This window comes from Aquibium pacificum (assembly GCF_040839445.1).
GTDB lineage: Bacteria > Pseudomonadota > Alphaproteobacteria > Rhizobiales > Rhizobiaceae > Aquibium > Aquibium pacificus.
In genome coordinates, this window is sequence record NZ_JBDPGJ010000005.1 from 213637 (window position 1) to 236903 (window position 23267).

The window sequence follows — 23267 nt, forward strand, 5'->3', positions numbered from 1 at the left end:
GCCGGGTTTCTCTTTTCAGCTAAGAAGCCGATCAGAAGTAACGCGTGAAGCGCAGGAAGCCGGAGACCGTGCCGTCCGGATCGAAACCAGCCGGAGTGGCCGGTACATTGAAGGTACCGACGTCGTCGTAGTGAAGCTCGGTGCGGATTTCGAAATTCTCGACTGGCACCCAGACGACCGACAGCTCAGCACCCCAAGCGTCGACACCCGACGAAGCATCAGTTGTCGCGTAGTAGAGGTCGTTGAACCACTGGAACGCGACAGATGCGCCCAACGTCGGCGTGAACTGGTGGTTATAAGAAGCCAGGATCGACCATTCAGCACCGCCATAGTAGCTTTCGCTGGTGGGGCCGAAAATAACCGAAGGACTTCCAACGTTGTAGGCGTGCGCGCCGTCAGCCCAATATCCTATGACGCGCAACGATGAGCCGGGTGCGCTAGGGACGTTGATCTGAGTGCCAAGCTGAACCGCCCAACCACCATCATTTAGTCCGAAGAGTGCTGCAGCACCGCCGAGAGTGGGGACGGAGCCATCGAAGCTCTCATCATAGGCAACCTTTGCCCACACCGCACCCCAGCCTTGTGATACGCCAATCTTGCCGACGACGTCGGGCATGTAGCCCTCACCGCTCAGCGTATCGTCTTCAAGCGACACAGCGGCGAAGAAACCGTTCGAGCCATTGAAGCGATAGCCGACAAGGTGACGCTGCTGGTAGCCGTAGTACATGCCACCCCAAGAGTGCGAACCCCAGTTCGAAGGGCCACCGTTACCGGAGTTTGCCCAGAACGATTCGGAGTAGCCCATCATCAGGCCGCCGAGCTGGATGAAGCCCTGGTCTACAGAGACAGGACCATCGACTTGCGTGCCCCAAGTCGCCTGCAGACGGATGAAGGCGCGCAGGGTGCCCCACTCGGTGTCCGAACGCGCATCGAAGTTGACTCGGGCGCGGGTCGACTTCAGCCAACCATCCCCGGTAGAACCGCCAATATAACCGGTCGTGTCGCCGCCAGTGATGGCTGAGGAGTCTTCGTCGTAGCCGTTGGCGCCGATCTGGTACCAGACGTAGCCCGAGATCTGCAGGCAGGTTTCCGTGCCCGGGATGTAGAAGAAGCCTGCACCGTAGGCGTCGCAGACGCGCACGTATTCAACAGGCTCCGGCTCCGGGATGACGATTGCATCGGCGGCTTTCGCGCCGGTCGCCGCGACCAGGACCGCGGCAGAGCCGAGAAGCAGGCTCTTGATGTTCATGGTTGACCTCCAGTCAAAGTTTCAAAGCAGGTTTGGGTTTTCTGGCTGGAGATCACGTCCCCGCCCGCCCCCATTCCCAATGTCGGAAAAAAGATGCACATCGGCGCCCCTTTCTTCGAGACCGACCATACTCGCGGCGCAGGCGGGTTCAACATCGAACATCTCGGTGGCGCCGTCTCGCCATTCCATTGCGCCGACTGTGTTGCAGAAAGGACACGAAAGCGGCAGTCGCCTTGGAGGACCGAGGGCAGCGGCGGTGGTTGTGACGTCTCGAAGGCGTTCGGCGATTCGAGTACGGCCGCTGGACACGGCGAATCCATGAAGGCTGAAAATAGAGGCCGGCAAACGTATAAAAAAAGACCCGGCGGTCGCCCGCCGGGTCTTCGGAGCAATCCACGCTCGTCGCGCGGTCGAAAATGTCCAGGCGCGTCTAGAAGAAGCGCGTGAAGCGGAGGAAACCCGACACGGTGCCGTCAGGATCGTAGGGAATACCCAACGAGCTTAGCTCGCCAACGTTGTCGTAATAGATTTCCGAACGAACCTCGAAATTTTCAATCGGCGTCCACACGAACGCCACTTCCGCCGCATGGCCCTCGACGCCGGACTTGATTTCGGTCAGCGGGAGGTAATAGTCGCTGAAATACTGGTAGCCGACCGAGGCGCCGAATGTGTCTGTGAATTGGTGATAGTACGACGCAATCACCGAGAATTCGGAAGCGCCGAAGCCTCCGACGACCGAAACCGGACTGATAACGCTATAGGCGTTGTCGCTGTCGGAATAGTAGCCGATCACACGCACCGACGAACCTTCAAAGCCGGGGATGTTGAACTGGACGCCTGCGGTGACGCCGAATCCGCTGTCGCCCAGATCGTCGACGGCGGAACGATCCTCGTCGAAGCCGGCCTTTGCCCAGACGGCACCCCAGCTCTGGTTGTAGCTCGCAGCGCCGACCACGTCGGGCATATAGCCGTCGCCATCGAGTGCATCGTCCTCGAGCGAGAGCGTCGCGGCGAAGCCCTGGTCGGACCCGAAGGAATAGGAGATCTGGTGACGCTGCTGGTCGCCGTAGCTCATGCTGCCCCAGGAATGCGAGCCGTAGGAGGCGACGCCGGCGCCGATTGAGTCATTCCACACGGATTCGGTGTAGCCCATCCGCAGGCCGCCGAGCTGGATGAAGGCCTGGTCGGCTACGACCGACCCGTCACTTGGCTCACCCCAGGTCGCCTGCAGGCGGATGAAGGCGCGCAGCGTGCCCCATTCCGTGTCGGATCGCGCATCGAACTCGACGCGCGCGCGGGTCGACTTGATCCAGCCCTCATCGTCCGGATACCCGCCATAGGTCAGGAAATCCGGGCTGTCACCGCCATCGTAGCTCTCGGCGCCGATCTGGTACCAGACGTAGCCGGAAATCTTCAGGCATGTCTCGGTTCCGGGAATGTAGAAGTAGCCCGCGCCGTAGGCGTCGCAGACGCGCACGTATTCGACCGGTTCCGGCTCGGGGATGACGATTGCGTCCGCCGCCCGCGCGCTGGTCGCTGCGACGAGACCCGCCGCCGAGGCCAGAAGGAGACTCTTTATAGCCATGTCTTGGTTCCTGATTTCGCCCACTTCGAAAGCCGACGGTCGGTCGCCGTATGCGTGATTGCCCCCGCGTCGGATCAGGCGTCGCTTTCTGGAAAAAATCTGCCGGAACTCGTTTGCCGGTTCAACAGGACTTTTGCCCTCTTGCGCGGCGCAACATCGATTGCGGCCAAGTGTTGCTGAAATGCGACGAAAACGAAGCCAAAAAGCAGGCATGGCGGGGGTTTGACGCCGAATTGTGCAGCGCAAAACATGCAGTCGCTTAATTGGAGGGCGGCGCCTTTCGCTTGCCGCACCGCCGGCAACCTTCAGTTTGCATTGCGATCCGAATGCACGGGGACGAAAAAGGGAGCGGCGGCGTCCAGCACAACTCGCTGATTTTCCGATTGGAAAATTTTGCTTGGCTACCGTCCAGCCTCTGTTACGTTCCGTGGGACAGGCTTTCGAGGGGTGAAGGTGCCGCGTGTAGAGTCAGACAGTCGCGCGGAGATCGGCAGGGATCTCTTCCGCCGTTCGCCGCGGAGGAAGAGCGTCCTTTGCCGCATCCGCGGAGCGCGTCCGTGATCTGGCTTGCGCCGGCCGCGGGCATCGCGCTGCTGGTCTCCGGGCTGGCGCTGGCCTACGTCGTCGGAGCGGCGTCAGTTGTCGCCTATCTCGCCAGCGGCAACGGGCGCTATCTGGCGGTCCTGCCGCAGCAGATTTTTTCCCGCATCGACGTCTTCGCGCTGATGGCGATGCCGCTGTTTATCCTGTCGGGCGAGATCATGAACAGGGGAGGCGTGACGCGGGCGCTGATCCGCCTGTCGATGGCGATCGTCGGACGACTGCCCGGCGGCCTCGGCCACGTCAACATCATGACCAGCGTCTTTTTCGCCGGGATCTCCGGCTCGGCGGTCGCCGACGCCGCCGCGCTGTCCAACACGCTGGTGCCTTCCATGCGTGAGCAGGGCTATACCAACAGCTACGCCAGTGCGATCACCGCCGCGTCCTCCATCATCGGGCCGATCATCCCGCCCTCGATCATCCTGATCTTCTACGGCGCGCTGATGAGCACGTCGGTGACGGCGCTCTTCCTCGCCGGCATCGTGCCGGGACTGCTGCTCGCCGGCGCGCTCTTCCTCGTCAACGCCTTCTATGCCTGGCGGGATAACCACCCCCGGCTGACCCGCGAGGAGGCGCCGCCGCTGATCGCCACCTTCTGGCAGACCGCGCCCGCGCTCCTCCTGCCGCTCATCATCGTTGGCGGCATCGTCTTCGGGCTGGCCACCCCGACCGAGGCGGCGGCGGTTGCCGTCTTCGCCGCCCTCGGTGTGGGCGCGCTCTACGACGGATTGAGCGGGAAGGACATCCTGGACGGGTTGCGCCGGACCGCCGTGCTTTCCGGCTCCATCTTCATGTTGATCACGGCGATCGCCGCGCTCGGCCATCTCGGCGCGTTGGAACGCCTGCCAGAGGCGATCGCGGCGCTGGTCGCCGATCTCGGCCTCGGGCCGATCCAGTACCTGATCGTGCTCAACGTCGTATTTCTGCTCGCCGGTATGGTGCTCGACGTGCCCGTGGCGCTGGCGCTGCTGGTGCCGCTCCTTGCGCCGGTGGCCCTCGCCCAGGGCGCCGATCCCGTCCACCTCGGCATCGTCTTGAGCTTCAATCTCTGCATCGGCCTGATCTCGCCACCGCTCGGCGGCTGCCTGCTGGTCGTCTCGGCGGTCGCCCGGATCGACTACTGGGAGCTTGCCCGCGCCATCGTGCCGTTCGTCATCGTCGAGATAGTCGTGCTCGGGCTGCTCGTTGCCTTCCCCGAGATCAGCCTCGCGCTGCCGCGTGCCTTCGGCTTCATCGGCGGGGGGTAAGTGCCTGCAAGAACGACAAAGCGAAACCAACAGGAGGTTAGGACCATGAACATCTCGAAATATGCCTATGCTGCGGCGTTCGCCACGGCACTCGCGTTCACCGGGGCGGCGTCGGCCCAGGTCAAGGTGGCGCTCGACAGCCCTCCCGACCTGCAAGGCTCGGGCAGCTACGTCTGGGCTCACACCTTCGTGGAGGAATTGAAGAAGGCCGGCATCGAGGCCGAGGAATACCAGCGCGGCGCTCTCGGCGGCGACGACGAACTCTTCGACCAGGTCAGCCAGGGCCTGCTCGAGGTCTCCATGTCGCCGCTCGGCATCGTCGGTTCGCTCGACAACACGATCTACGGCCTGCGCCTGCCCTACTTCTTCGAGAGCATGGCCGAGGTCGACAAGGCGCTCTACGAGGGCGGCATGTTGGAGAAGATCAACGCGGGCACGACCTCGCACGGCGTGCGCGTGCTGGCCGTCAACACCGTCGGCCAGGGCTCGGGCATCTTCAACACCAAGAAGCCGGTCGAGAAGGTCGCCGACATGCAGGGCCTGCGCATGCGCGCGCTGGACGAGAGCCAGATCGACCTCTTCGAGGCATGGGGCGCGTCGGGCACGATCGTCAGCTGGGCCGAGGTGCCGAACGCCTTGCAGACCGGCGTCGCCGAGGGCTATCTGAATCCGCCGATCGTCCCGCTGCTCTTCGGCCACACCGACTTCATCAAGTTCTTCACCGACGCCGAGATCACACCGTCGCTGCGCATCACCATCGTCTCGGAGGACTGGTATCAGGGACTCTCGGACGAGGACCGCGCCAAGGTGGACGCGGCGGCCGAAACCGCCAACAAGGCCAACCGCGACTGGCTCGCCTCGCAGGAATCCGTCTATGGCAAGCTGAAGGAAGCGGGCGTGCAGATCTCCGAACTCGGCGACGATGCGCGCGCCGCCTTCCGCGGGGCTTCGCAGCCGGTCTACCAGAGCGGCCTGGTGACGCCGGATCAACTCGCCGCCTGGAAGACGGCGAAGGGCGAATAAGGCCTTGCGGGCGGCGGCCGTCCTGATCCGGCTCTCGGCCGGCCTCAACCGGATCGCGCTCTGGGGCGCGGTCCTGGCGGTGGCCGTCATGGCCTTTTCCGCCGGATATCAGGTCGTCGCCCGCTACGTCTTCGACGCTCCGCCGGTCTGGACCGAGGAACTCGCCCGCCGGGCGATGGTCTGGGCCGGCATGCTCGGCGCCTCGGTCGCCTTCCACGAGCGTTCGGACCCGAACCTCTTTCCGCACATGGTCTCCATCCGCGGATCGCGCGGCGCCGCGCTCGCCCTGCTGAGGTCGGCCGGCGCGGCGGTGTTCGTCCTGCCGGTGCTCTATTACTCCCTGCTCGGACCGAACTTCAGCCTGGCGCGGGGTTTCATCGGGCGGACGCTGGAACGCAAGGCGGAGATGATGGGCATCTCCATGGCCTGGTTCACCGCGGCGATCCCCGTCGCCTTCACGCTCATATTCATCCACCTGCTTGCGCAGCTCGCTCGCCATTTCACGCAGCCGCCGGAACCGATACCCGCATGAAGATCTTCATCGCCAGCATCTCCACCGAGACCAACTCCTTCTCGCCCCTGCCGACCGGGCGGCTGAGCTTCGAGGAAGGCGTCGTCGCCCATGGCGACGCGACCAAGGGCCCGGTCGAATACTGGTCGGCGCCGCTGCACATCTGGCGCAAGCGCGCCGAAGCGGCGGGCTGGGAGGTGGTCGAGAGCCTGACCGCGCATGCCCAGCCGGCCGGGCCGACGGTGCGGGAGGTGTATGAGGAATTCCGCGACGAAATCCTGGCAGACCTTCGGGACGCCGGGCCCGTCGACGTGATCCTGCTCTCCCTTCACGGCGCCATGATCGCCGACGGCTACGACGACTGCGAGGGCGATCTGATCCGGCACTGCCGCGACATTGCCGGGCCGAAGACGGTGATCGGCGGACTGCTCGATCCGCATTGCCACCTGACGGAAGAGATGCTCGGCAACGCGACACTGCTTGTCGCCTACAGGGAATATCCACACGTCGACATTCCGGAGCGCGCGGAAGACCTGTTCACCCTCGCTGCCGACGCCGCCGAGGGGAGGACAAAGCCGGTCATGCGCGAGTTCGACTGCCGCATGATCTGCGCCATGCATACGCCCTATGCCCCAATGCGCGGCTTCGTGGACATGCTCCTGGAGCGCGAGAAGGAGGAGGGCATCCTGTCGCTCTCGCTCGCCGCCGGCTTTCCCTGGGGCGACCATCCTCGCGTCGGTGCCCGCATGCTGGCGATCACCGACGGCGATCCCGACAGAGCGGCGGCTCTGGCCGAGGAGATCGGCAGGCACCTGTTTTCCCTGCGCCATGAGATCATGCGGCCGTATCCGGATATTCAGGGCGCGCTCGACCGGGCGGTCGCGGCGGCCTCCGGCCCAGTGGTACTGGCCGACGTCTCCGACAATGCCGGCGGTGGTGCGCCGTCCGACGCGACCTTCCTGCTGGAGGCGATCCTCGATCGCGGCATCACCAATGTCGCAACCGGCATCTACTGGGACCCCGTCGCGGTGCGCATCTGCCGCGAGGCGGGCGTGGGCGCCACGCTGAAGCTGAGGCTCGGCGGCAAGTGCGGGCCGATGTCGGGCAGGCCGCTCGACCTCGAAGTGACCGTGCGCGGGCTTGCCAACGGTCTGACGCAGCGCTTCGGATCGCTGCCGGCGCCGCTCGGCAACCTGGTCTGGCTGGAGGCAAACGGCGTCGATATCCTCGTCAACGACAACCGCACCCAGACCTTCCACCCCGAAGCCTTTACCGGCATCGGCATCGATCTTTCGGCGAAGAAGATCGTCTGCGTGAAATCCTCAAACCACTTCCATGCCGGATTCGCGCCGATCGCGTCGGAGGTCATTCACGTGGCAACACCGGGTTCGATCACACCCGACTACGGCAACATTCCCTTCACCAAGCGCGCCCCGAACTACTGGCCGAAGACCGAGGACCCCTTCGCATGAGGAACCGACTGATCGCCGACCGCGACCGTTTTGCGGCCGAGTATCCGGAACAGCGGATCGACTTGAACGGCCGCGACTGGGGTATTCTGGACGTCGGGGCCGGCGGACCGGTCCTGCTCCTCATCCCAGGCACGCTCGGGCGTTGCGACATTTTCTGGCAGCAGATCGAGGCGCTGAAGGACCGCGCCCGGGTCGTCTCGCTGTCCTATCCGGTCTCCGGCGGCGTCGAGAAATGGTCGGACGACCTCGCGACGCTGTGCGAAAGGCTCGGGCTAGGCAAGGTGACCGTGCTGGGGTCGTCTCTCGGCGGCTATCTTGTCCAGCATTTCGCCGCGACGCATCCAGAGTGCGTCGAGCGGCTGATCGCGGCAAACACGCTTCATTCGGTCGCGGAGATCGCGACGAAGGCGCCCTATAGTTCCGACCTGGACAACGGCCCGATCGACGAACTGCGGGCCGGCTTCGGCAACGGCTTGAAGGCGTGGGCGCAGATCCATCCGGACCAGTCGGACCTGGTGGAGCTGCTCCTGATGGAGGTCGGTGGTCGCATTCCCGAACCGGAATTGCGCAACCGGCTCAATGCCCTGAAGCGCGGCCCTGAACTGCCGCCGGTAACACTGCCGAAGGAACGCATCGCCACGATCGAGGGCGCCGACGATCCGCTGATCCCGCTGCCGATGCGCGAGGCCGTGCGGGCGCGGCTGCGGCCCGGCGTGGCCTATCGTTTCGAGAGTGGCGGCCATTTCCCCTATGTCGTCCGTCCGGTGCTCTACACCGCGCTGCTGGAGGAGCAACTGGGACTTCCCCTGACCGGCGAGGACTGGGGCGAAGGCCCGGTGCGCGCACGATGATCGTCCTCTCCGACGCCGACATCGCGGCGCTATTGCCGATGCGCGAGGCCATCGAAGTGGTGGAGGGCGCTATGAAGGAGGTCTCGGCTGGCAACGCCAACCTGCCGCTCCGCTCGATCATGGATGTCGGCAAGCCGAACATGATGGGCATCATGCCCGGTGCCTTCATGCCTGGCTCGGAGGCGACGGCGCCATGCTACGGCATCAAGCTGGTCAGCCTGTTTCCCGGCAATCCGGACGCTGGCTACTCCTCGCATCAGGGCGCGATCGTGCTGTTCGAATCGAAGCACGGTTCGGCGATCGCGATGATGAATGCGGGGCTGCTGACGGCGATCCGCACTGCGGCCGCGAGCGCCGTGGCGACGCGCGCGCTGGCGCGCGAGGAGGCCGGCGTGCTCGCCATCATTGGTGCCGGTGAACAGGCCGAGCATCACCTAGAGGCGATGGTGGCAGTCAGGCCCGTGCGGGAGGTTCGCATCGTGGGCCGCCGCCGGGAAAAGGCGGAGAGATTTGCGGTGCATGCCCGGGAAAGGCATCCGGCGCTGACGATCGATGTGCTGGACGACGTCCGGCAGGCCGTCGACGGGGCCGATCTCGTTTGCACGGTCACGTCGTCTGCCAAGCCGGTGCTGTCTGGCGACTGGATCGCGCCTGGGACGCATCTCAACGTGGTCGGCGCATCCATTCCTTCCAAGCGCGAGATCGACGAGGAGATGGTAGCCCGCGCCGCCCTCTTCGTCGACTACCGCCCCTCCACCTTCGCGCAGGCCGGGGAGGTGATCGGCGCCATTGAAAGCGGCAGGATAGGCAAGGACCACGTGCGCGCCGAGATCGGCGAGGTGCTGGGCGGTTCCAGGCCGGGACGCTCCGGCGCGGAGGAGATCACGCTCTACCGTTCGCTCGGCATCGCCGCGCAGGATCTCGCCTGCGCCATGCATTGCCTGACCCGCGCAAGTTCGGAAGGCCGGGGCGTCGACGCGCCGTTGTAATTCACTCCCGCCGCTCGACGAGCGATCCGTCGGCGAGCGTGTCGGCGGGGTGCACCACGACCGTGGCGCCCGGATCGACGCCGGAGATGACCTGCGCCGTCCGGTCGTTCATCTGGCCGATCTCGACCGGCATCTGGCGCAGCCGGTCGCCATCGACCACGAAGAGGTTCCACGCGTCGCCGCTGCGGAACAGGGCCGAGATCGGCACCTGCACACAGGCCTCGCAGTCCCAGACCGTCATTTCGGCGAAGACGCGGTAGCCATGGCCGAGGCGCGCGTCGCTCTCGTCGAGGTCGAGCACGGCGTTGACCCGCTGCTCCTCGATGCCGAGCGCGGAGACCTTGGTGAAGGCGGCCGGATCGACGCGCCGCACGGTCGCCTGCAAGGCGCGGTCGCCGCCCCAGTCGCTGATCGCCGCCTTCGTGCCGGGGCCGATCCGTACGGCGTCCGAGGAGAGCAGGTCAACGACCACCTCGAGATCGCTCGTGTCGCCGATCTCGGCGATCAGGGCACCGGCGGGGATTGCCTGTTCGCTCCGGGCGTGCACGGCGAGGACCGAACCGTCGACCGGCGCGAGCAGGCTGACGCAACAGCTGTCCTCCTGTGGACCGGGCGCATCCGGCAGGAGCAGGCGCGCCTCCGCGCTCGCCAGTTCGGCGCGGCGGAAGGCGACGGTGGCCTCGGCCGATTCGACCGCCGCCTTCTGGAGGTCGACGGCGTTCTGGGACTTCTGCAACGCACTTTCGGAGATGATGCCGGGCCCGAACAGTTTCAGTGCCCGGGCAAGCTCATCTTCAGCGAGCCTGAGAGCCGTCCGCACCCGCTGCAACTCGCTTTCGGCGATGCCGACGCCCGACCGCGCGGCGTCGCGGGCGGCGAGCAGTTCGGCCTCGGTTCGCCGGTCGATAAGCGGCGGATCGAGCGGGCGGATCGCCGCCACCACTGTCACCCCGCCGACGACCGGGTCGCCTTCGTCAAGGACGGTGCGCGACAGCCTCCCGGCAATGGGCGCCGAAACCGTATAGACCTCGCGCACCTGCGTCTTGCCTTCCTCGCGTATCTCGACGCGCATCGGCGCCTCGACGACTTCCGCGACGTCGACGAGTGCTGGCTGTTCGCGCAGCGCCCAGACGAAGCCGGCCGCGATCGCCAGTGCGAGCAAGGCGAGGCCGAGGCGTTTGATCCAGACGGACTTCATCTCGCTATTCCCTTGTCTTGAGCACGCGCACGAGGTCGAGGCGGTCGACCCGGCGGCGCACGATGAGCGCGGAAAGGATCGCGACGCCGACGACCACGAGGCTGGCGATCGCGAACGTGTAGCGGCTGACCACGAAGGGGATGCGGAACAGGTCGCTCTCGAAACCGCGCACCACCGCGAAGGAGAAGCCGTAGCCGAGCGCCCAGCCGAGCGGCTGGGCCAGCGCCACGACGGCGCCGAGTTCGATCAGGAGCACGCTCGACACCTCGCCGCGCGTGAAGCCGAGGACTCTCAGGCTGGCTAGTTCCCGCGCCCGCTCCGAAAGCTGGATACGCGCGGAATTGTAGACGACGCCGAAGGTGATGATCACGGCCAGCACCGTGTAGAGGGTCGTCATGATCGTGATGTTCTCCTCGATGGTCTCGCGGAAGCGCTGCCGCGAAACGCCCTGCAGCGCGATGGACGCGACCGCCGGGGTGCGCTTGATCGTCTCGTAAAGGTCGTCCAGGCGAGACCGGTCGATCGAGACCCGCACCGCCGACAGGCGCGGCCCGTCGCCGACCAGCCGGTCGAGCGCATCGGCATCCATGTAGACCGCGAGCCCGACGTAACTCTGGACGATGCTGGTGACGGGGACCTTCTCCAGGCGATGGGCGCGCTCCAGGAGTTCGACCTCGACGAGGTCGCCGATCTCGAGGCGGAGCAGCGTCGCGATGCGCTCGGAGACCATGAGGCCGGTCGGCGGCGGCTGGACCGGGACGAGGTCCTCGTCGAGCACCCGCCCGAGATCCGAACCGGGCGTGACGCCTGAGATCGCGAGGCGCCGCTCGCGATGGCCCTTGCGCAGGATGACCGGCGCGGCGCGATAGCCTTCCGCCCGCAGGACGCCCGGCAACTGCGCCACCGCCTGCAGTGCGCGCGGCGAGCGCTCCGTGCCGAAGCTCAGCGTCGCGTCCTGCCGTTCGGTGCGGAAGAAGACGGTATCGATCATGAACTCTATGGAATCGAAGGAAAACAGCGCCGTCACCAGCAGCGCGACCGCCAGCGACGTGCCGAAGGTGGTGAGCAGCGTGCGTACCGGCCATCGGACGAGGTGCCGGAGCGCCATGATCGTCAGTTGCGAGAAGACTGTGGCGAGCCGCGCGCCGCCGGCAAGCAGGGTTCGGTACTGCGTGGGAGCCGGCGGGCGCATGGCGACGGCCGGCGGCAGCGAGACCACGCTCCAGATCGCCCGCGCCGCGCCGGCAAGTGCTGCGGCAGCGCTGATCGCGGCGGCGATCACGTAGAGATCGAGGCTCTGGCGGAAGATCAGGAAGGGGAACGAGAAGAACTCGGCGTAGAGCCGTGTCATCCCGCGTCCGAGCCAGTTGCCCGCGAGCGAGCCGACGGCGATGCCGATGACCGAAATCAGCAGCGTCAGCTTGGCATAGTGCCAGGCGACCGCCAGGGAGGAGTAGCCGACCGCCTTCATCAGCCCCACCTGCTCGCGCTCCAGCGCGATCAGCCGCGTCAGGATCATGTTCACCAGGAAGGCCGAGACGAACAGGAAGACCGGCGGGATGATCATCGCCATGGCGCGCAGCTGGATGAGTTCGTTGTCGAGGAAGGCGTGCGACGTCTGGTCGTCGCGGTCGTGCGCGCCGGTGCCGCCATAAGGTTTCAGGATCTCGTCGAGCGCATCGATGACGTCGGGCAGGTTGGCGCCGCGATGGGTGCGCAGCGCGACGTCGTTGAAGGCGCCCTCCATGTCGAAGATGCCGGCGAGCGCCTTGCGCGGCATGAAGAAGACGCCGAAGCGGCGTTGGTCGGGTACCATGTCGCCGGGGCCGATGGCGTAGATGTATTCGGGCGAGAGAACGATGCCCGTGACGGCGAGCGTACGCTTGCGCCCGTTCATGATGGCGTCGAAGGTGGAGCCCGGCTCCATGCGGTGGGCGAGCGCGAAGGGTTCCGTCACCGCGACTTCGCCAGTGCGGCCGGGCTCGGGCAGGCGGCCGCCGCGCAGGTAGACCCGGTTCACTGCCGGCTCGCCACGATCGGGAAGCGAGATCGCGAGCCCGGTGGCGGGTTCTGCCATGCCCGGCATGTCGAGAAGCACCGCCCTGGCCACGCGCAGTTCGGCGCCGCTGACGCCGGGGATCGCAGCGATCTGCGGCCGCAGCTGGAGCGGTGCCCGGGTCAGCCCGGAAAAGACGGTGGCAAAACGGTAGCGCTCGTAGAAGGCCGCCCGCGTCTCGTCGAGCGAGCGATAGGCGCCGATGGCGATGACGATGGTCATGACGCCGCAGGCCATCACCAGCGAGATCGCCATCACCTGGGCCCAGATGCGCCCGATATCGCGCAGGAGTTTTCTGTCGAGAACGGACATCGGCCTACCAGGTCACCTCGGCGGGTTTGACCCGCTCCTCGTTGACGGAGGCTTCCGCGATGCGCCCGTCCCTGAAAGAGAAGACGCGGTGAGCGATCTGCCGGATGCCGGCATTGTGGGTGATGATCGCCATGGTGGTGTTCAGCTCCTCGTTGATGCGCGACAGCGCCTCCAGCACGAGGATGCCGGTCTTGGAGTCCAGCGCCCCGGTGGGCTCGTCGCAGAGCATCACCTCCGGCCGCTTGGCGATGGCGCGGGCGATCGCGACCCGCTGCTGCTCGCCGCCCGAAAGCTGCGCCGGGAAATGCGCCATGCGGTCCTTCAGGCCGACCATCTCCAGCGCCTCGTCCGGCGTCATGGGATTGGCGGCGATCTCGGTGACGAGCGCGACATTTTCCCAGGCCGTGAGGCTCGGGATCAAATTGTAGAACTGGAAGACGAACCCGACATGGTCGCGCCGGTAGCGGGTGAGCTGCCGCTCGGAGAAGTCGGTCAGCTCCTCGTCGCGGAAATGCAGCGTGCCGGACGTTGCCGTGTCGAGCCCGCCCATGATGTTGAGCAGGGTCGACTTGCCGCTCCCGGACGGGCCGAGCATGACGGCCATCTCGCCTTCCGCGAGGTCGAGGTCGACACCGCGCAGGGCAAAGACCTCCACCTCGCCGGTGCGATAGACCTTGGTCAGGCCGCGTGCTCGGAAGATCGGCGCATCCATTTTGTTGCTGCCTCGGGGGGACCGGTGATCTTCATAGGCAGCATGCACGATAACGCCTTGATGCGCATCAAAAGCGCAAATGGTGTCGCCGCGGCGAGGATCGCGATCAGTTTGGGCCGGCGCCGAGCTTCCTGCGCCGCGCGGCGTCGTGCAGCGCCTGGGTGACCTCCGCGTCGGAAAGCTGCCGGAAATCGCGATAGTGCTGGCTCAGCGCCCGGAAGCTCGGGGGCTGACTGAGGCAGACGACCGCGTCCGCTTCGCTTTCGAGCTCGATGCAGGTGTCCGGCGGCGCGACCGGTAGCGCCACGACGATGCTGCGCGGCTGGCGGCGCCTCAGCGCGCGGAGCGCCACCTTCATGGTCGTTCCCGTCGCCGCGCCGTCGTCGACGACGATGACCGTCTTGTCCCGGACCGAAAGCACCTTGCGCTTGCCCCGGTACGCGTTGCGGCGGCGCTCCAACTCGGGACGTTCGTCCTTGACGAGGGCGTCGATTTCCTCTTCGGCGAGACCGTAGGCCTCGATGATCTCGCGGTTCAGCACCACGTCGGGCGGGTTTCCGTCGACGATCGCCGCCACCGCGAGTTCGGGATTTCCCGGCGCACCCACTTTCCGGACGATGACGAGATCGAGCGGGGCATTCAGGAGATCGGCAATCGCCGCGGCGACGGGAACGCCGCCGCGCGGCAGGGCGAGCACGATCGCGTCGTGCAGGTCCATCTTCGCCAGTTCGGAGCCGAGGGCCTTTCCTGCTTCTGCCCGATCGCTGAACATTATTTCATCGTGCCGCGGATGCGGTCCTCCCGTTGCGTCCGTCCCTTCGGGGCTATCGTCGCCCCTTGTCGTTGAGACGTCTGACAGCTTCATCCGGTTCCGTCGTTGACCCGCGTCAAGCCGGGACTGTCTCAGCACGGATTGACCTCCGTCAAGGAGCAACGACGCCCGACGCGGTAAACATCCCCCGACACCAGAAAGCCACCCGTTCCGGAGAGCTCCCATGGCAATCGTATCAGGCAAGATCGCACTCGTGACCGGCGCGGCGGCCGGCATCGGCCGCGCCGTGGCGCTGAAATTCGCGGAGGAAGGAGCGAAGGTCGTCGTCTCCGACGTGACCATCGCAGGCGGCGAGGAGACCGCCGCGATGATTCGCGAAAAAGGCGGAGAGGCAGTCTTCGTAAAGGCCGACGTCTCCGACGCGGGGGAAGTCGAAGCATTGATCGCCAGGACCGTCGAAACGTTCGGGCGCCTCGACTGCGCCTGCAACAATGCCGGCATCGAAGGCAGGATCGCGCTGATCGTCGAGCAGCCGATCGACAACTACGACCGCATCATGGCGGTAAATGCGCGCGGCACCTTCCTGTGCATGAAGGCGGAATTGACGCAGATGCTGAAGACCGGCGGCGGCGCCATCGTCAATCTGGCGTCGGTCGCGGGCCTGATCGGCTTCCCCGGCCTGTCGCCCTACGTCGCCTCCAAGCATGCGGTGAACGGCATGACCAAGAACGCCGCTCTGGAATACGGCAAGCAGGGGATCCGGGTGAACTCGATCTGCCCCGGTGGGGTGGATACCCGCATGCTGGATTCGCTCGCCGAACAGTCCACCGGCGGCGCGCAGTCGAGCGCGCAGATGATGGATCCGCTGCACCCGATCGGCCGCATCGGCAAGCCGGAAGAGATCGCGGAACTGATCGTCTGGCTCTGTTCCGATCGCGCAAGCTTCGTCACAGGCACCAATATTCCGATCGACGGCGGGTTCGTCGCCCAATAGCGGCCTTCGCCGCAGAGAAAGCGCCGGCCCGGTGACAGGGCCGGCGAAGGTCGCGGTCGGTGGCGGTAGAAGTGAGGGGTGGGGCGCCGTCGTCCTGCGAACGAGCGTCGCGGTAGGACGTTCCGAAACTTTTCCACGTCGCTCGGCCCGGCCGGCGTCCCGCGTCACTCGATGATCAGCACGCCGGCCTGCCGAGCCGCCTGGATGAAACGGTCGCGCGCGTCGGAGGCCGAGAGCAGGCCGTCCAGCGCCGCCTGGGCGGTGTTCAGAGCATCCTCCTGGGTGCCGCCGCTCGGCCACTCCGCGTTCTGCAGGTAGTCGCGGGCCTGGCGCGCCGAACCGATCTCGATCCGGCCGACGGGATCGGACACCGTGACGATGTCCTCGAACGGCAAATCCTGGTTCTCGGCCATTTCCGGATCCTCCTTCAGGATGTCGGCCTCGCGCGCGGCGGCGGCGAAGGCTGCGCGGGCGAGCGACGGTTCCCGCGTCCCCTTGAGGACGGCGAGGCACGCCGAACGCGCCGCATGGTGCTGCCGGCCCCATTCGCGCGGCCAGCGGTGCAGCCGGAATTCGGCCGCGTCGCGTGCGTTCGTCACGCTCTGCACGGCGTCCGGCTGCTGCGCGGCCACCGTCACCGGTACTGCGAACCAACCAGTCTCCATCACGCACCTCCAGAGCGAGGTCGAACGGCCGAGCGGGTGGAATGTTCCGGGAAGGGCGGGGCGATTGCCGCCGGAGGCGGGTTGACCTCCGCACGCTCCATCCATATTTCTAGCTTTATCGAAGAATTGAGACGCGCTTTCGAGGAGGCCCATGACCGACGAAACGACGAACCTCGACTCGCTACCCAACCTCGTCGGCGACCAGTTCCCTCCCATCGATCTGGCAGCCCTGTTCGATGCCCCGCGCGCATCGCACCCGCCGCGCATCCTCATGCTCTACGGCTCGCTGCGCGAACGCTCTTATTCGAGGCTGGCGACCGAGGAAGCGGCGCGCATCCTGCGCCGGCTCGGCGCCGAGGTGCGCATCTTCAATCCCGCGGGCCTGCCGCTTCCGGACTCGGTCCCGGCGGATCATCCGAAGGTCAGGGAACTGCGCGACCTGTCGACTTGGTCGGAGGGCCAGGTCTGGTGCTCGCCGGAGCGCCACGGCTCGATGACAGGCATCATGAAGGCGCAGATCGACTGGCTGCCCCTGTCACTCGGCGGCGTGCGCCCGACACAGGGACGGACGCTCGCGGTGATGCAGGTCTGCGGCGGCTCGCAGAGCTTCAACGCGGTCAACCAGCTTCGCGTCCTGGGGCGCTGGATGCGCATGTTCACCATCCCAAACCAGTCTTCCGTGGCGAAGGCCTTCAACGAGTTCGACGCCGAGGGCCGGATGAAGCCGTCGCCCTACTACGACCGGATCGTCGACGTGATGGAGGAACTGATGAAGTTCACGCTCCTGCTGCGCGACCGCACCGGCTATCTGACGGACCGCTACTCGGAGCGCGTGGAGAGCGCGGAGGAAGTGTCCAAACGGGTGAACCAGCGGTCGATCTGACGCAATTCAACCCTTGCGGACCATTCGGCCGGACAGCTTGGCTGCCGCGGAAACGGTGTTGAAGATCGTGCCGTACTTCCGGACATTGGTGTGCAGGAGTTCGATGCGACGGTCGTCCTCGTCGGTATCGACGACGATCTCATAGTCGATGTCCGACATTCTCGGCGGGGCATCCTGACGCACGCCGTGCAGCCGCACCTCGACACCCCGCAGGCCGAATTTCAGCATCGGCGCCGCGCGCTCGATCCCCTTGATCATGCACGCCGCCAGCGCCGCCAGCAGCATCTCGGCCGGATTGAAGGCATCGCGACTGCCGTTCACGTCCGTGTCGAGCCGCACCTCGGCATCCTTGCAATGCGCCACGCTTCCGTGCGCATCGATACGTCTCGCTTCGACCCTGTATTCCAGCATCCATTCGGCCTCGACTGATTGACCTCAGGTACCGTCTTCAAGGCCAGCGCGCGCTGACCGAGATCAATGCGCGTGAAAGCGTCCCCATCAGTCAATCGAATTTCGACATTCATCGAAATTCGATTGACTGGCGCCTCCACCATGGCTACGCTTCTCGCATGAAGCTCGAACAGGCAGCATTGCAACTCGAAGCGCTCGGCAACCCGACGCGTCTGAATATATACCGCATCCTCGTGCGTGCGGGCGACGAGGGATTGCCGGTCGGCAGCGTCCAGGAAAAGCTCGGCATCCCCGCATCCACCCTGTCGCACCACTGCAAGCGGCTGATCGAGACGGGACTGGTGAGCCAGGAGAGGCAGGCGACGACGCTCATCTGTCGCGCCGAATATCCCGCCATGCAGATGCTGCTCGGCTATCTGGCCGACGAGTGCTGTGCGGATGGAAGCTGCCCCCCGCAAGGGTTGCGCGGACGGAAGCGGGAACAAGCGTGAGGCTATCGTTTCTTTGGCCTGGTGCTTCGTCCTTTCGGGAAGTGCCGAACATACAGGCGGCACCTGAACGTTGCGAACAGCCGCGCTCCGTGGTCGCCGAATGCCGCGGCGGGCCGGGCCGCGTCCGTGCCGCCCGAATGCACGTCGATGCACGGGCCTGAGACGAGGGCGCCGGCCTCGGCGATCTGGGCGCTGGGCGTCACCCAGATCGTCGGCTACGGGACGCTCTACTACAGCTTCGCCATTCTGGCCCCCGACATGGCGGCCGAGTTCGGGCTGCCGCCGCAGTGGGTGTTTGGCGCGCTGTCGGCCGCGCTCTTCCTCGGTAGCCTTCTGGCGCCCAAGGCCGGGCGCCTCGCCGACCGCCACGGCGCGGGCCGTGTGATGACCCTCGGTTCCGCGGCCGCGGCAACGGCGCTCGCCGCCTGCGCGCTGGCGCCCGGGCGCTCCGGCTTTGTCGCCGCGCTGGTGGCGATGGAACTCGCCTCGTGTTTCGTGCTCTACGCCACCGCCTTCGTCGCAATCGTCCAGATCGGCCCAGTAGGCGCCCAGCGCTCGATCACCCATCTCACGCTGATCGCCGGTTTCGCCTCGACCCTGTTCTGGCCGCTGACCACCTTCCTTCACAGCCATCTCGACTGGCGCCAGGTCTATCTTGTCTTCGCGGCCGCCAACCTCGTCCTCTGCCTGCCGATCCACGCCTGGCTCGCAAGGCTTGCCGCGCGACGAAGGCTGCCGGCGAAAGACACGGCGGTCGCCGCGATTGAAGCACCCGACCGGGCGGCGGTCGACCCGTCTCGTTTCCGGCTCGTCTTCCTGATGATGATGGCCGGATTCGCGGTGGAAGGCTTCATCCTGTCGGCGGTGCTGCTCCATATGGTTCCGCTCCTGACCGCGCTCGGCATGGGCACGGCGGGTGTCGCCGCCTCGACGCTGTTCGGTCCGTCGCAGGTGGCGAGCAGGCTGGTCAACATGCTGTTCGGCGGCAGGCTGCGCCAGTCGGTGTTGGCGCTCATCGCCGCGAGCCTGGTGGCCGCCGCGCTGGCGACGCTGCTCGCGTCGTCGCCGATAGTCGCGGGCCTCGCCGCCTTCGTCGTGCTCTTCGGCCTGGGATCGGGCCTGACCTCGATCGTCGGAGGCACGCTGCCGCTGGAGGTGTTCGGCCGCGCGGCCTACGGCAGCCACGTCGGATGGATGAGCGCGGCCCGCCAGTTCACCTCCGCCTTCGCGCCCTTCGTCTTCGCGCTGATGATGGCGGGCCTCACGATCCCCGGCGCGCTGCTCGTGCTTGCCGCCACCGCCGCGGTCGGGATGGCCGTGTTCGGCGCGCTGGCCGCGATTGCCGGACCTGCTCCCGAACCCGCCTGAGGAGCATGGCGAGGGGCAGGCGAGGGCGGCCGCCGCCGCCGGTGCAACTCCTGCTTTACATCAGCGCCGGACGGTGGAAGGAAACGCCGGATGACGTTCAGATTCGTCCATTCCAGCGACCTCCATCTCGGCAAGCGCTTCGGACGGTTTTCAGGCGACCTGCCCGGCGCGCTGCGCGAGGCGCGCCACGCGGCGATCGGCAGGCTGGCCGAACATGCGCGGGCGCATGGCGCCGCAACGGTGCTCCTGGCTGGCGACACGTTCGACACCGAGACGCCCGCGCCTCAGGTGCGGCGCCAGGCACTGGCGGAGATGGGCCATCATACCGACATCCGCTTCGTGATCCTGCCGGGCAACCATGATTCGCTGCAGGCGACGCAACTCTGGACGACGCTGCGGGCCGAGGCGCCGCAAAACGTCTCGCTCGCGGTCGAGCCGCATGCGATGGAACTTGCCCTCGGCGTGCTGCTCTTTCCCGCGCCCTGCACGACCCGGCGGGCCGGCCGCGACCTGACCGAATGGATGGACGGTGCGCCGTCCGCGGACGGGACGTTGCGAATCGGGCTCGCGCACGGCGCGGTGCGGAGCTTTTCGGAGGAGGGCGATGGGCTCGAGGTGATCGCGCCCGATCGTGCCCGCCGCGCCGGCCTGTCCTACCTCGCGCTCGGCGACTGGCATGGCGGCGTGGAGATGGATCCGCGCACCCGCTACAGCGGCACGCCCGAACAGGATCGCTTCAAGCATGGCCGTCCCGGCGAGGCGCTTTTGGTGTCGCTAGAGGGACCGGACGCGCTGCCCGAGGTGACGGCGCTTCCGACTGGCCGCTTCGCCTGGCACACGCTGACCCTCGAACTGCTCAACGGTGACGACGCCGTCGCAGGCCTGGAGGCGCTCCTGCCGGAGGCGCGGCAGCGGCGCCAGTCGCTCCTGCGGATCGCCGCGACAGGCCGCGCGCGACTGGCGGACCGCACGGCGCTCTCCGAAGCGATCGGCAACGCGCGGCCCGACTTCGCCTATCTCGATTTCGACGACCAGGGGTTGGCGACCGAATGCGAGGCGGGAGATCTCGACCGGATCGACCGCGCGGGCGCGCTTCGCGAGGCGGCCGACGCTCTGCTTGCCGAATCGGCGGATACGGCGCGTTCGGCGGAAGAGCGCGCGGTCGCCGGTGCGGCTCTCGCCCGGCTTTATGCCTACGCGCAGGCGATGAACCCGTGAAGATCTCCGCCTTCCGCCTGTTCAACGTCAAGCGCTTCGCCGGTCGCGGAGTGGCGGTCGAAAACATCGGCGACGGCGTCAATGTGCTCTGCGCCGCCAATGAGTTCGGCAAGTCGACCAGCTTCGAGGCGCTGCACGCGCTGTTCTTCCAGCCGCATTCGAGCACGGCCGGCGACATTCGAAACCTGCGCCCCTACTCCGGCGGCAATCCGCGTGTCGAGGCCGACATCGAGACCGAGGCGGGACGGTACCGCGTCGCCAAGCAGTTCTATGGCGGCCGCTCGGCCCAGGTGACCGACCTTGCCACGGGGCGGCTGGTCGCGCAGGCCGACGAAGCGGAAAACTTCATCGAAGGCCTCGTCAGGGGCGGTACGGCAGGGCCGGCGGGCCTGCTCTGGGTCCGCCAGGGTGTGACGGGCATCGAGAGGCGCTCAAAATCCGAGGAGGACACCGAGAAGCAGGTGCGCGCCAGCCTGCTCGAATCCGTCCAGGGCGAGGTCGAGGCGGTGACTGGCGGACGCCGCATGGCCGAGATCATGGCGACGGCGGAGGAGGAACTCGGCCGGCTTGTCACCCCGACCGGCCGCCCGAAAGCCGGCGAGCGCTATGCCGCCGCCGTCGAGGAGCGCGCCCGCCTGGAGGCCGAAGAGCGCCGGCTCGAGAGTGAGGTGACGGCTTTGCGTCACGCGCTCGACACGCGGGCCGTTGCGATGAAGCGGTTGGCGGAACTCGATCGCCCCGAGGACCGACAGGAGCGGAGGCAGGCGGTCGAGACGGCGCAGGCCGCCCTCGAGGCGGCCAGGTCGAAGGCCGCGAACCTGCGGGCCGCGGAAACGGACCTGACGCTGGCACGCGAGCGGCGCGATGCCGCCGGCAAGCAACTCGCGACGTTCCGGGCGGCGCTCCAGAAGGCTGAGGCGCTGCGCGTCCTGCTCGCCGATGCCGGTCGCAAGCGTGCGGAAGCTCTGACCCGGCGCGACGAGGCCGCAGCCGCGATCGCGAAGGCCCGTGCCGAAAGCGAGGCTGCGGAAGCCGGCGAACGGGAGGCGCGTGCCCTGCTCGGCCGGCTCGACGCTGCCATGCGGTCGCGCGAAGCGGCGGAGCGTGTGGCCGAACTGGAGCAGCGGCTGGCGGCGGCGGATGCCACCCGCAGCACCATCGAGGAAGGCGAGGCGGCCCTCGCTCCGCTGAGGCTTCCCGAAAAGACCGTCGCGGAACTCGAAGATCTCGATATCGAGATCGCGAAGCTCCGCGCCGTCGCCGAGGCAGGCCGGCCGTCGGTGACGATGGAGTATGAGCCGGATGCGCCGGCCGTCACCCTGGACGGCAGGGCGCTGACGGACGGCGAGGCGTCCGGCTACGACGGGCAGGCCCGGCTTTCGATCCCCGGCATCGGCATCGCGACGTTGCGGGCGGGCCGGCAGGCCGGCAGCGGCGACGGCTTGCGCAAGGCCGAGGATCGGCGACGCGCTTTGCTCGCTTCCATGGGCGTCGAGGATCTCGCCGCCGCGCGCAGGCGGCAGGTGGACGTGCAGCGCCGGGACGGCGACCTGCGCGAACTTAAGGCGCGCCTGTTGGCGCTTGCGCCCGACGGGCTGGCGAAGCTGCGCGAAGACGTCGCCGCGCGCAGGGCGGTTGCCGGCGACGCGCTGGAGCTGAAGGAGGATCCGGAACAGGTGCGCGCCGCGCACGAGGCCGCGGAGGCGCGGCGTCTGGCGGCGCGGCAGGCGCTTCGCGAGGCGGAGCCCATGCAGTCGCGCGCCAGCGATGCCGTCGTGGCTGCCAAGACCGCGCTCGCCGCGCTCGAGGCCGAGCGTACGCAGGCCGAGACGGTCCTCGGGCCGGAGGAGACGCGGTCGGAACAGGAGAGGCAGTTCGCCGAGAGGCTTTCGGAGTTCGACGCAAGGCTGGCGGAGCAGGCGGCAGTCGCGGCAAGGCTGCGGGACGGTGCCGTCGACCTCGCCTCGGCGGAGGCAACTTTGATGCGCGTTCGCTCGGTGGCCGAGGCAGCCGACAAGGAAGCCGGTTCGCTGCGCGAGCAGATCGCCGGCCTCAACGCCGAGATCCGCGCCCGCTCCGACGACGCCGTTGAGGAAACTTGGCGCGAGACGGTGGAGGCGCTCGCCACTGCGAAATCCCGCGTCGCGGCCTACGAAAAGGAAGTCGCCGTCCTCCAGAAGCTGCGTGCGGCTCTGGAGACCGCGCGCAGCCGTGCGCGCGATGCCTATTTGAAACCGGTGATGACCGAGCTTCGCCCGTTGCTCGGGCTCCTGTTCGACGACGTCTCGATCACCTTCGACGAAAAGACGCTGCTTCCCCACAAGATCCTGCGCAACGGCCAGGAAGAGGAGGTGGAGCGACTGAGCGGCGGCATGCGCGAGCAGCTGTCGGTGCTGACGCGGCTCGCCTTCGCCCGGCTCCTGGCGAAGGACGGCAGACCGGCGCCGGTGATCCTCGACGACGCGCTGGTCTATTCCGACGACGACCGCATCGAGAAGATGTTCGATGCGCTGCACCGCCAAGCGCGCGACCAGCAGATCATCGTCTTCTCCTGTCGCCAGCGCGCTTTCCAGAAGCTCGGCGGCCATGTGCTCCAGGTGACCGACTGGCATCCGGGATGAGCAGCATCCCGCCGCGCCGCGATCCGGGCCGGATGCCCG

Annotated in this window: 20 protein-coding genes; 12 read left to right on the forward strand and 8 right to left on the reverse strand. The window is 66.9% G+C overall.

Annotated features, from left to right (window positions below; translation table 11 throughout):
* Positions 1-31 precede the first annotated feature (31 nt).
* Positions 32-1249, reverse strand: a complete 1218-nt coding sequence (locus ABGN05_RS21445) for a porin (protein WP_367956090.1) — start codon at positions 1247-1249, stop codon at positions 32-34.
* 430 nt (positions 1250-1679) lie between these two features.
* The gene (locus ABGN05_RS21450) at positions 1680-2834 is read right to left on the reverse strand and encodes a porin (RefSeq protein WP_367956091.1); all 1155 of its coding nucleotides are present in this window, start codon (positions 2832-2834) and stop codon (positions 1680-1682) included.
* Between the two features lie 557 nt (positions 2835-3391).
* Here ABGN05_RS21450 and ABGN05_RS21455 point away from each other — a divergent pair.
* The 6 genes from ABGN05_RS21455 to ABGN05_RS21480 are packed head-to-tail and all read left to right on the forward strand — an operon-like array spanning position 3392 to position 9527.
* The gene (locus tag ABGN05_RS21455; protein WP_367956092.1) at positions 3392-4681 is read left to right on the forward strand and encodes a TRAP transporter large permease; all 1290 of its coding nucleotides are present in this window, start codon (positions 3392-3394) and stop codon (positions 4679-4681) included.
* A 45-nt stretch (positions 4682-4726) separates the two neighbouring features.
* Positions 4727-5704 (forward strand): TRAP transporter substrate-binding protein, encoded by a 978-nt coding sequence (locus ABGN05_RS21460; protein ID WP_367956093.1) that lies wholly within the window; start codon positions 4727-4729, stop codon positions 5702-5704.
* Positions 5705-5708: 4 nt separating this feature from the next.
* Positions 5709-6236, forward strand: coding sequence for a TRAP transporter small permease (locus ABGN05_RS21465; protein WP_367956094.1), 528 nt, complete (start codon positions 5709-5711; stop codon positions 6234-6236).
* On the forward strand, positions 6233-7687 hold the full coding sequence (locus ABGN05_RS21470) for a M81 family metallopeptidase (protein ID WP_367956095.1): 1455 nt from the start codon (positions 6233-6235) through the stop codon (positions 7685-7687). Before ABGN05_RS21465 ends, ABGN05_RS21470 begins: the two co-directional genes overlap by 4 nt.
* On the forward strand, positions 7684-8538 hold the full coding sequence (locus ABGN05_RS21475) for an alpha/beta fold hydrolase (protein ID WP_367956096.1): 855 nt from the start codon (positions 7684-7686) through the stop codon (positions 8536-8538). Before ABGN05_RS21470 ends, ABGN05_RS21475 begins: the two co-directional genes overlap by 4 nt.
* Positions 8535-9527, forward strand: coding sequence for an ornithine cyclodeaminase family protein (locus tag ABGN05_RS21480; protein ID WP_367956097.1), 993 nt, complete (start codon positions 8535-8537; stop codon positions 9525-9527). The genes ABGN05_RS21475 and ABGN05_RS21480 overlap by 4 nt, the downstream gene beginning before the upstream one ends.
* A 1-nt stretch (position 9528) precedes the next feature.
* Here the strand turns inward: ABGN05_RS21480 and ABGN05_RS21485 are convergent, their stop codons facing one another.
* The 4 genes from ABGN05_RS21485 to ABGN05_RS21500 form a co-directional block, all read right to left on the reverse strand.
* On the reverse strand, positions 9529-10725 hold the full coding sequence (locus ABGN05_RS21485) for an efflux RND transporter periplasmic adaptor subunit (protein WP_367956098.1): 1197 nt from the start codon (positions 10723-10725) through the stop codon (positions 9529-9531).
* Between the two features lie 4 nt (positions 10726-10729).
* Positions 10730-13093, reverse strand: a complete 2364-nt coding sequence (locus ABGN05_RS21490; protein ID WP_367956099.1) for an ABC transporter permease — start codon at positions 13091-13093, stop codon at positions 10730-10732.
* A gap of 4 nt (positions 13094-13097) precedes the next feature.
* The gene (locus ABGN05_RS21495) at positions 13098-13805 is read right to left on the reverse strand and encodes an ABC transporter ATP-binding protein (RefSeq protein ID WP_367956100.1); all 708 of its coding nucleotides are present in this window, start codon (positions 13803-13805) and stop codon (positions 13098-13100) included.
* A gap of 106 nt (positions 13806-13911) precedes the next feature.
* Entirely contained in the window at positions 13912-14577 is a 666-nt protein-coding gene (locus tag ABGN05_RS21500) for a phosphoribosyltransferase (RefSeq protein WP_367956101.1), read from the reverse strand.
* Between the two features lie 223 nt (positions 14578-14800).
* On the opposite strand from ABGN05_RS21500, the gene ABGN05_RS21505 reads away from it, so the two are divergent.
* Positions 14801-15571, forward strand: a complete 771-nt coding sequence (locus ABGN05_RS21505) for an SDR family oxidoreductase (protein ID WP_367956102.1) — start codon at positions 14801-14803, stop codon at positions 15569-15571.
* 164 nt (positions 15572-15735) lie between these two features.
* Here ABGN05_RS21505 and ABGN05_RS21510 read toward each other — a convergent pair whose 3' ends face one another.
* On the reverse strand, positions 15736-16236 hold the full coding sequence (locus ABGN05_RS21510; protein WP_367956103.1) for a DUF982 domain-containing protein: 501 nt from the start codon (positions 16234-16236) through the stop codon (positions 15736-15738).
* A 151-nt stretch (positions 16237-16387) separates the two neighbouring features.
* Between ABGN05_RS21510 and arsH the strand changes: the two genes are divergently transcribed.
* A complete protein-coding gene (gene arsH / locus ABGN05_RS21515) occupies positions 16388-17119 on the forward strand; it encodes an arsenical resistance protein ArsH (protein ID WP_367956104.1) in 732 nt (243 codons plus the stop codon).
* 6 nt (positions 17120-17125) lie between these two features.
* Here arsH and ABGN05_RS21520 read toward each other — a convergent pair whose 3' ends face one another.
* Positions 17126-17530, reverse strand: coding sequence for an OsmC family protein (locus ABGN05_RS21520; protein ID WP_367956105.1), 405 nt, complete (start codon positions 17528-17530; stop codon positions 17126-17128).
* Between the two features lie 158 nt (positions 17531-17688).
* Here ABGN05_RS21520 and ABGN05_RS21525 point away from each other — a divergent pair, with 158 nt between their 5' ends.
* The 4 genes from ABGN05_RS21525 (at position 17689) to ABGN05_RS21540 (ending at position 23228) form a co-directional block, all read left to right on the forward strand.
* Positions 17689-18021 carry an ArsR/SmtB family transcription factor gene (locus ABGN05_RS21525; RefSeq protein WP_367956106.1) on the forward strand — a complete coding sequence of 111 codons (333 nt, stop codon included), beginning with the start codon at positions 17689-17691 and terminating at the stop codon, positions 18019-18021.
* A 147-nt stretch (positions 18022-18168) separates the two neighbouring features.
* A complete protein-coding gene (gene arsK, locus ABGN05_RS21530; protein WP_367956107.1) occupies positions 18169-19389 on the forward strand; it encodes an arsenite efflux MFS transporter ArsK in 1221 nt (406 codons plus the stop codon).
* A 90-nt stretch (positions 19390-19479) separates the two neighbouring features.
* Positions 19480-20607, forward strand: a complete 1128-nt coding sequence (locus ABGN05_RS21535) for a metallophosphoesterase family protein (RefSeq protein WP_367956108.1) — start codon at positions 19480-19482, stop codon at positions 20605-20607.
* Positions 20604-23228: an AAA family ATPase gene (locus ABGN05_RS21540; RefSeq protein ID WP_367956109.1), complete on the forward strand. Its 2625-nt coding sequence runs from the start codon at positions 20604-20606 to the stop codon at positions 23226-23228. Before ABGN05_RS21535 ends, ABGN05_RS21540 begins: the two co-directional genes overlap by 4 nt.
* Positions 23229-23267: the final 39 nt, after the last annotated feature.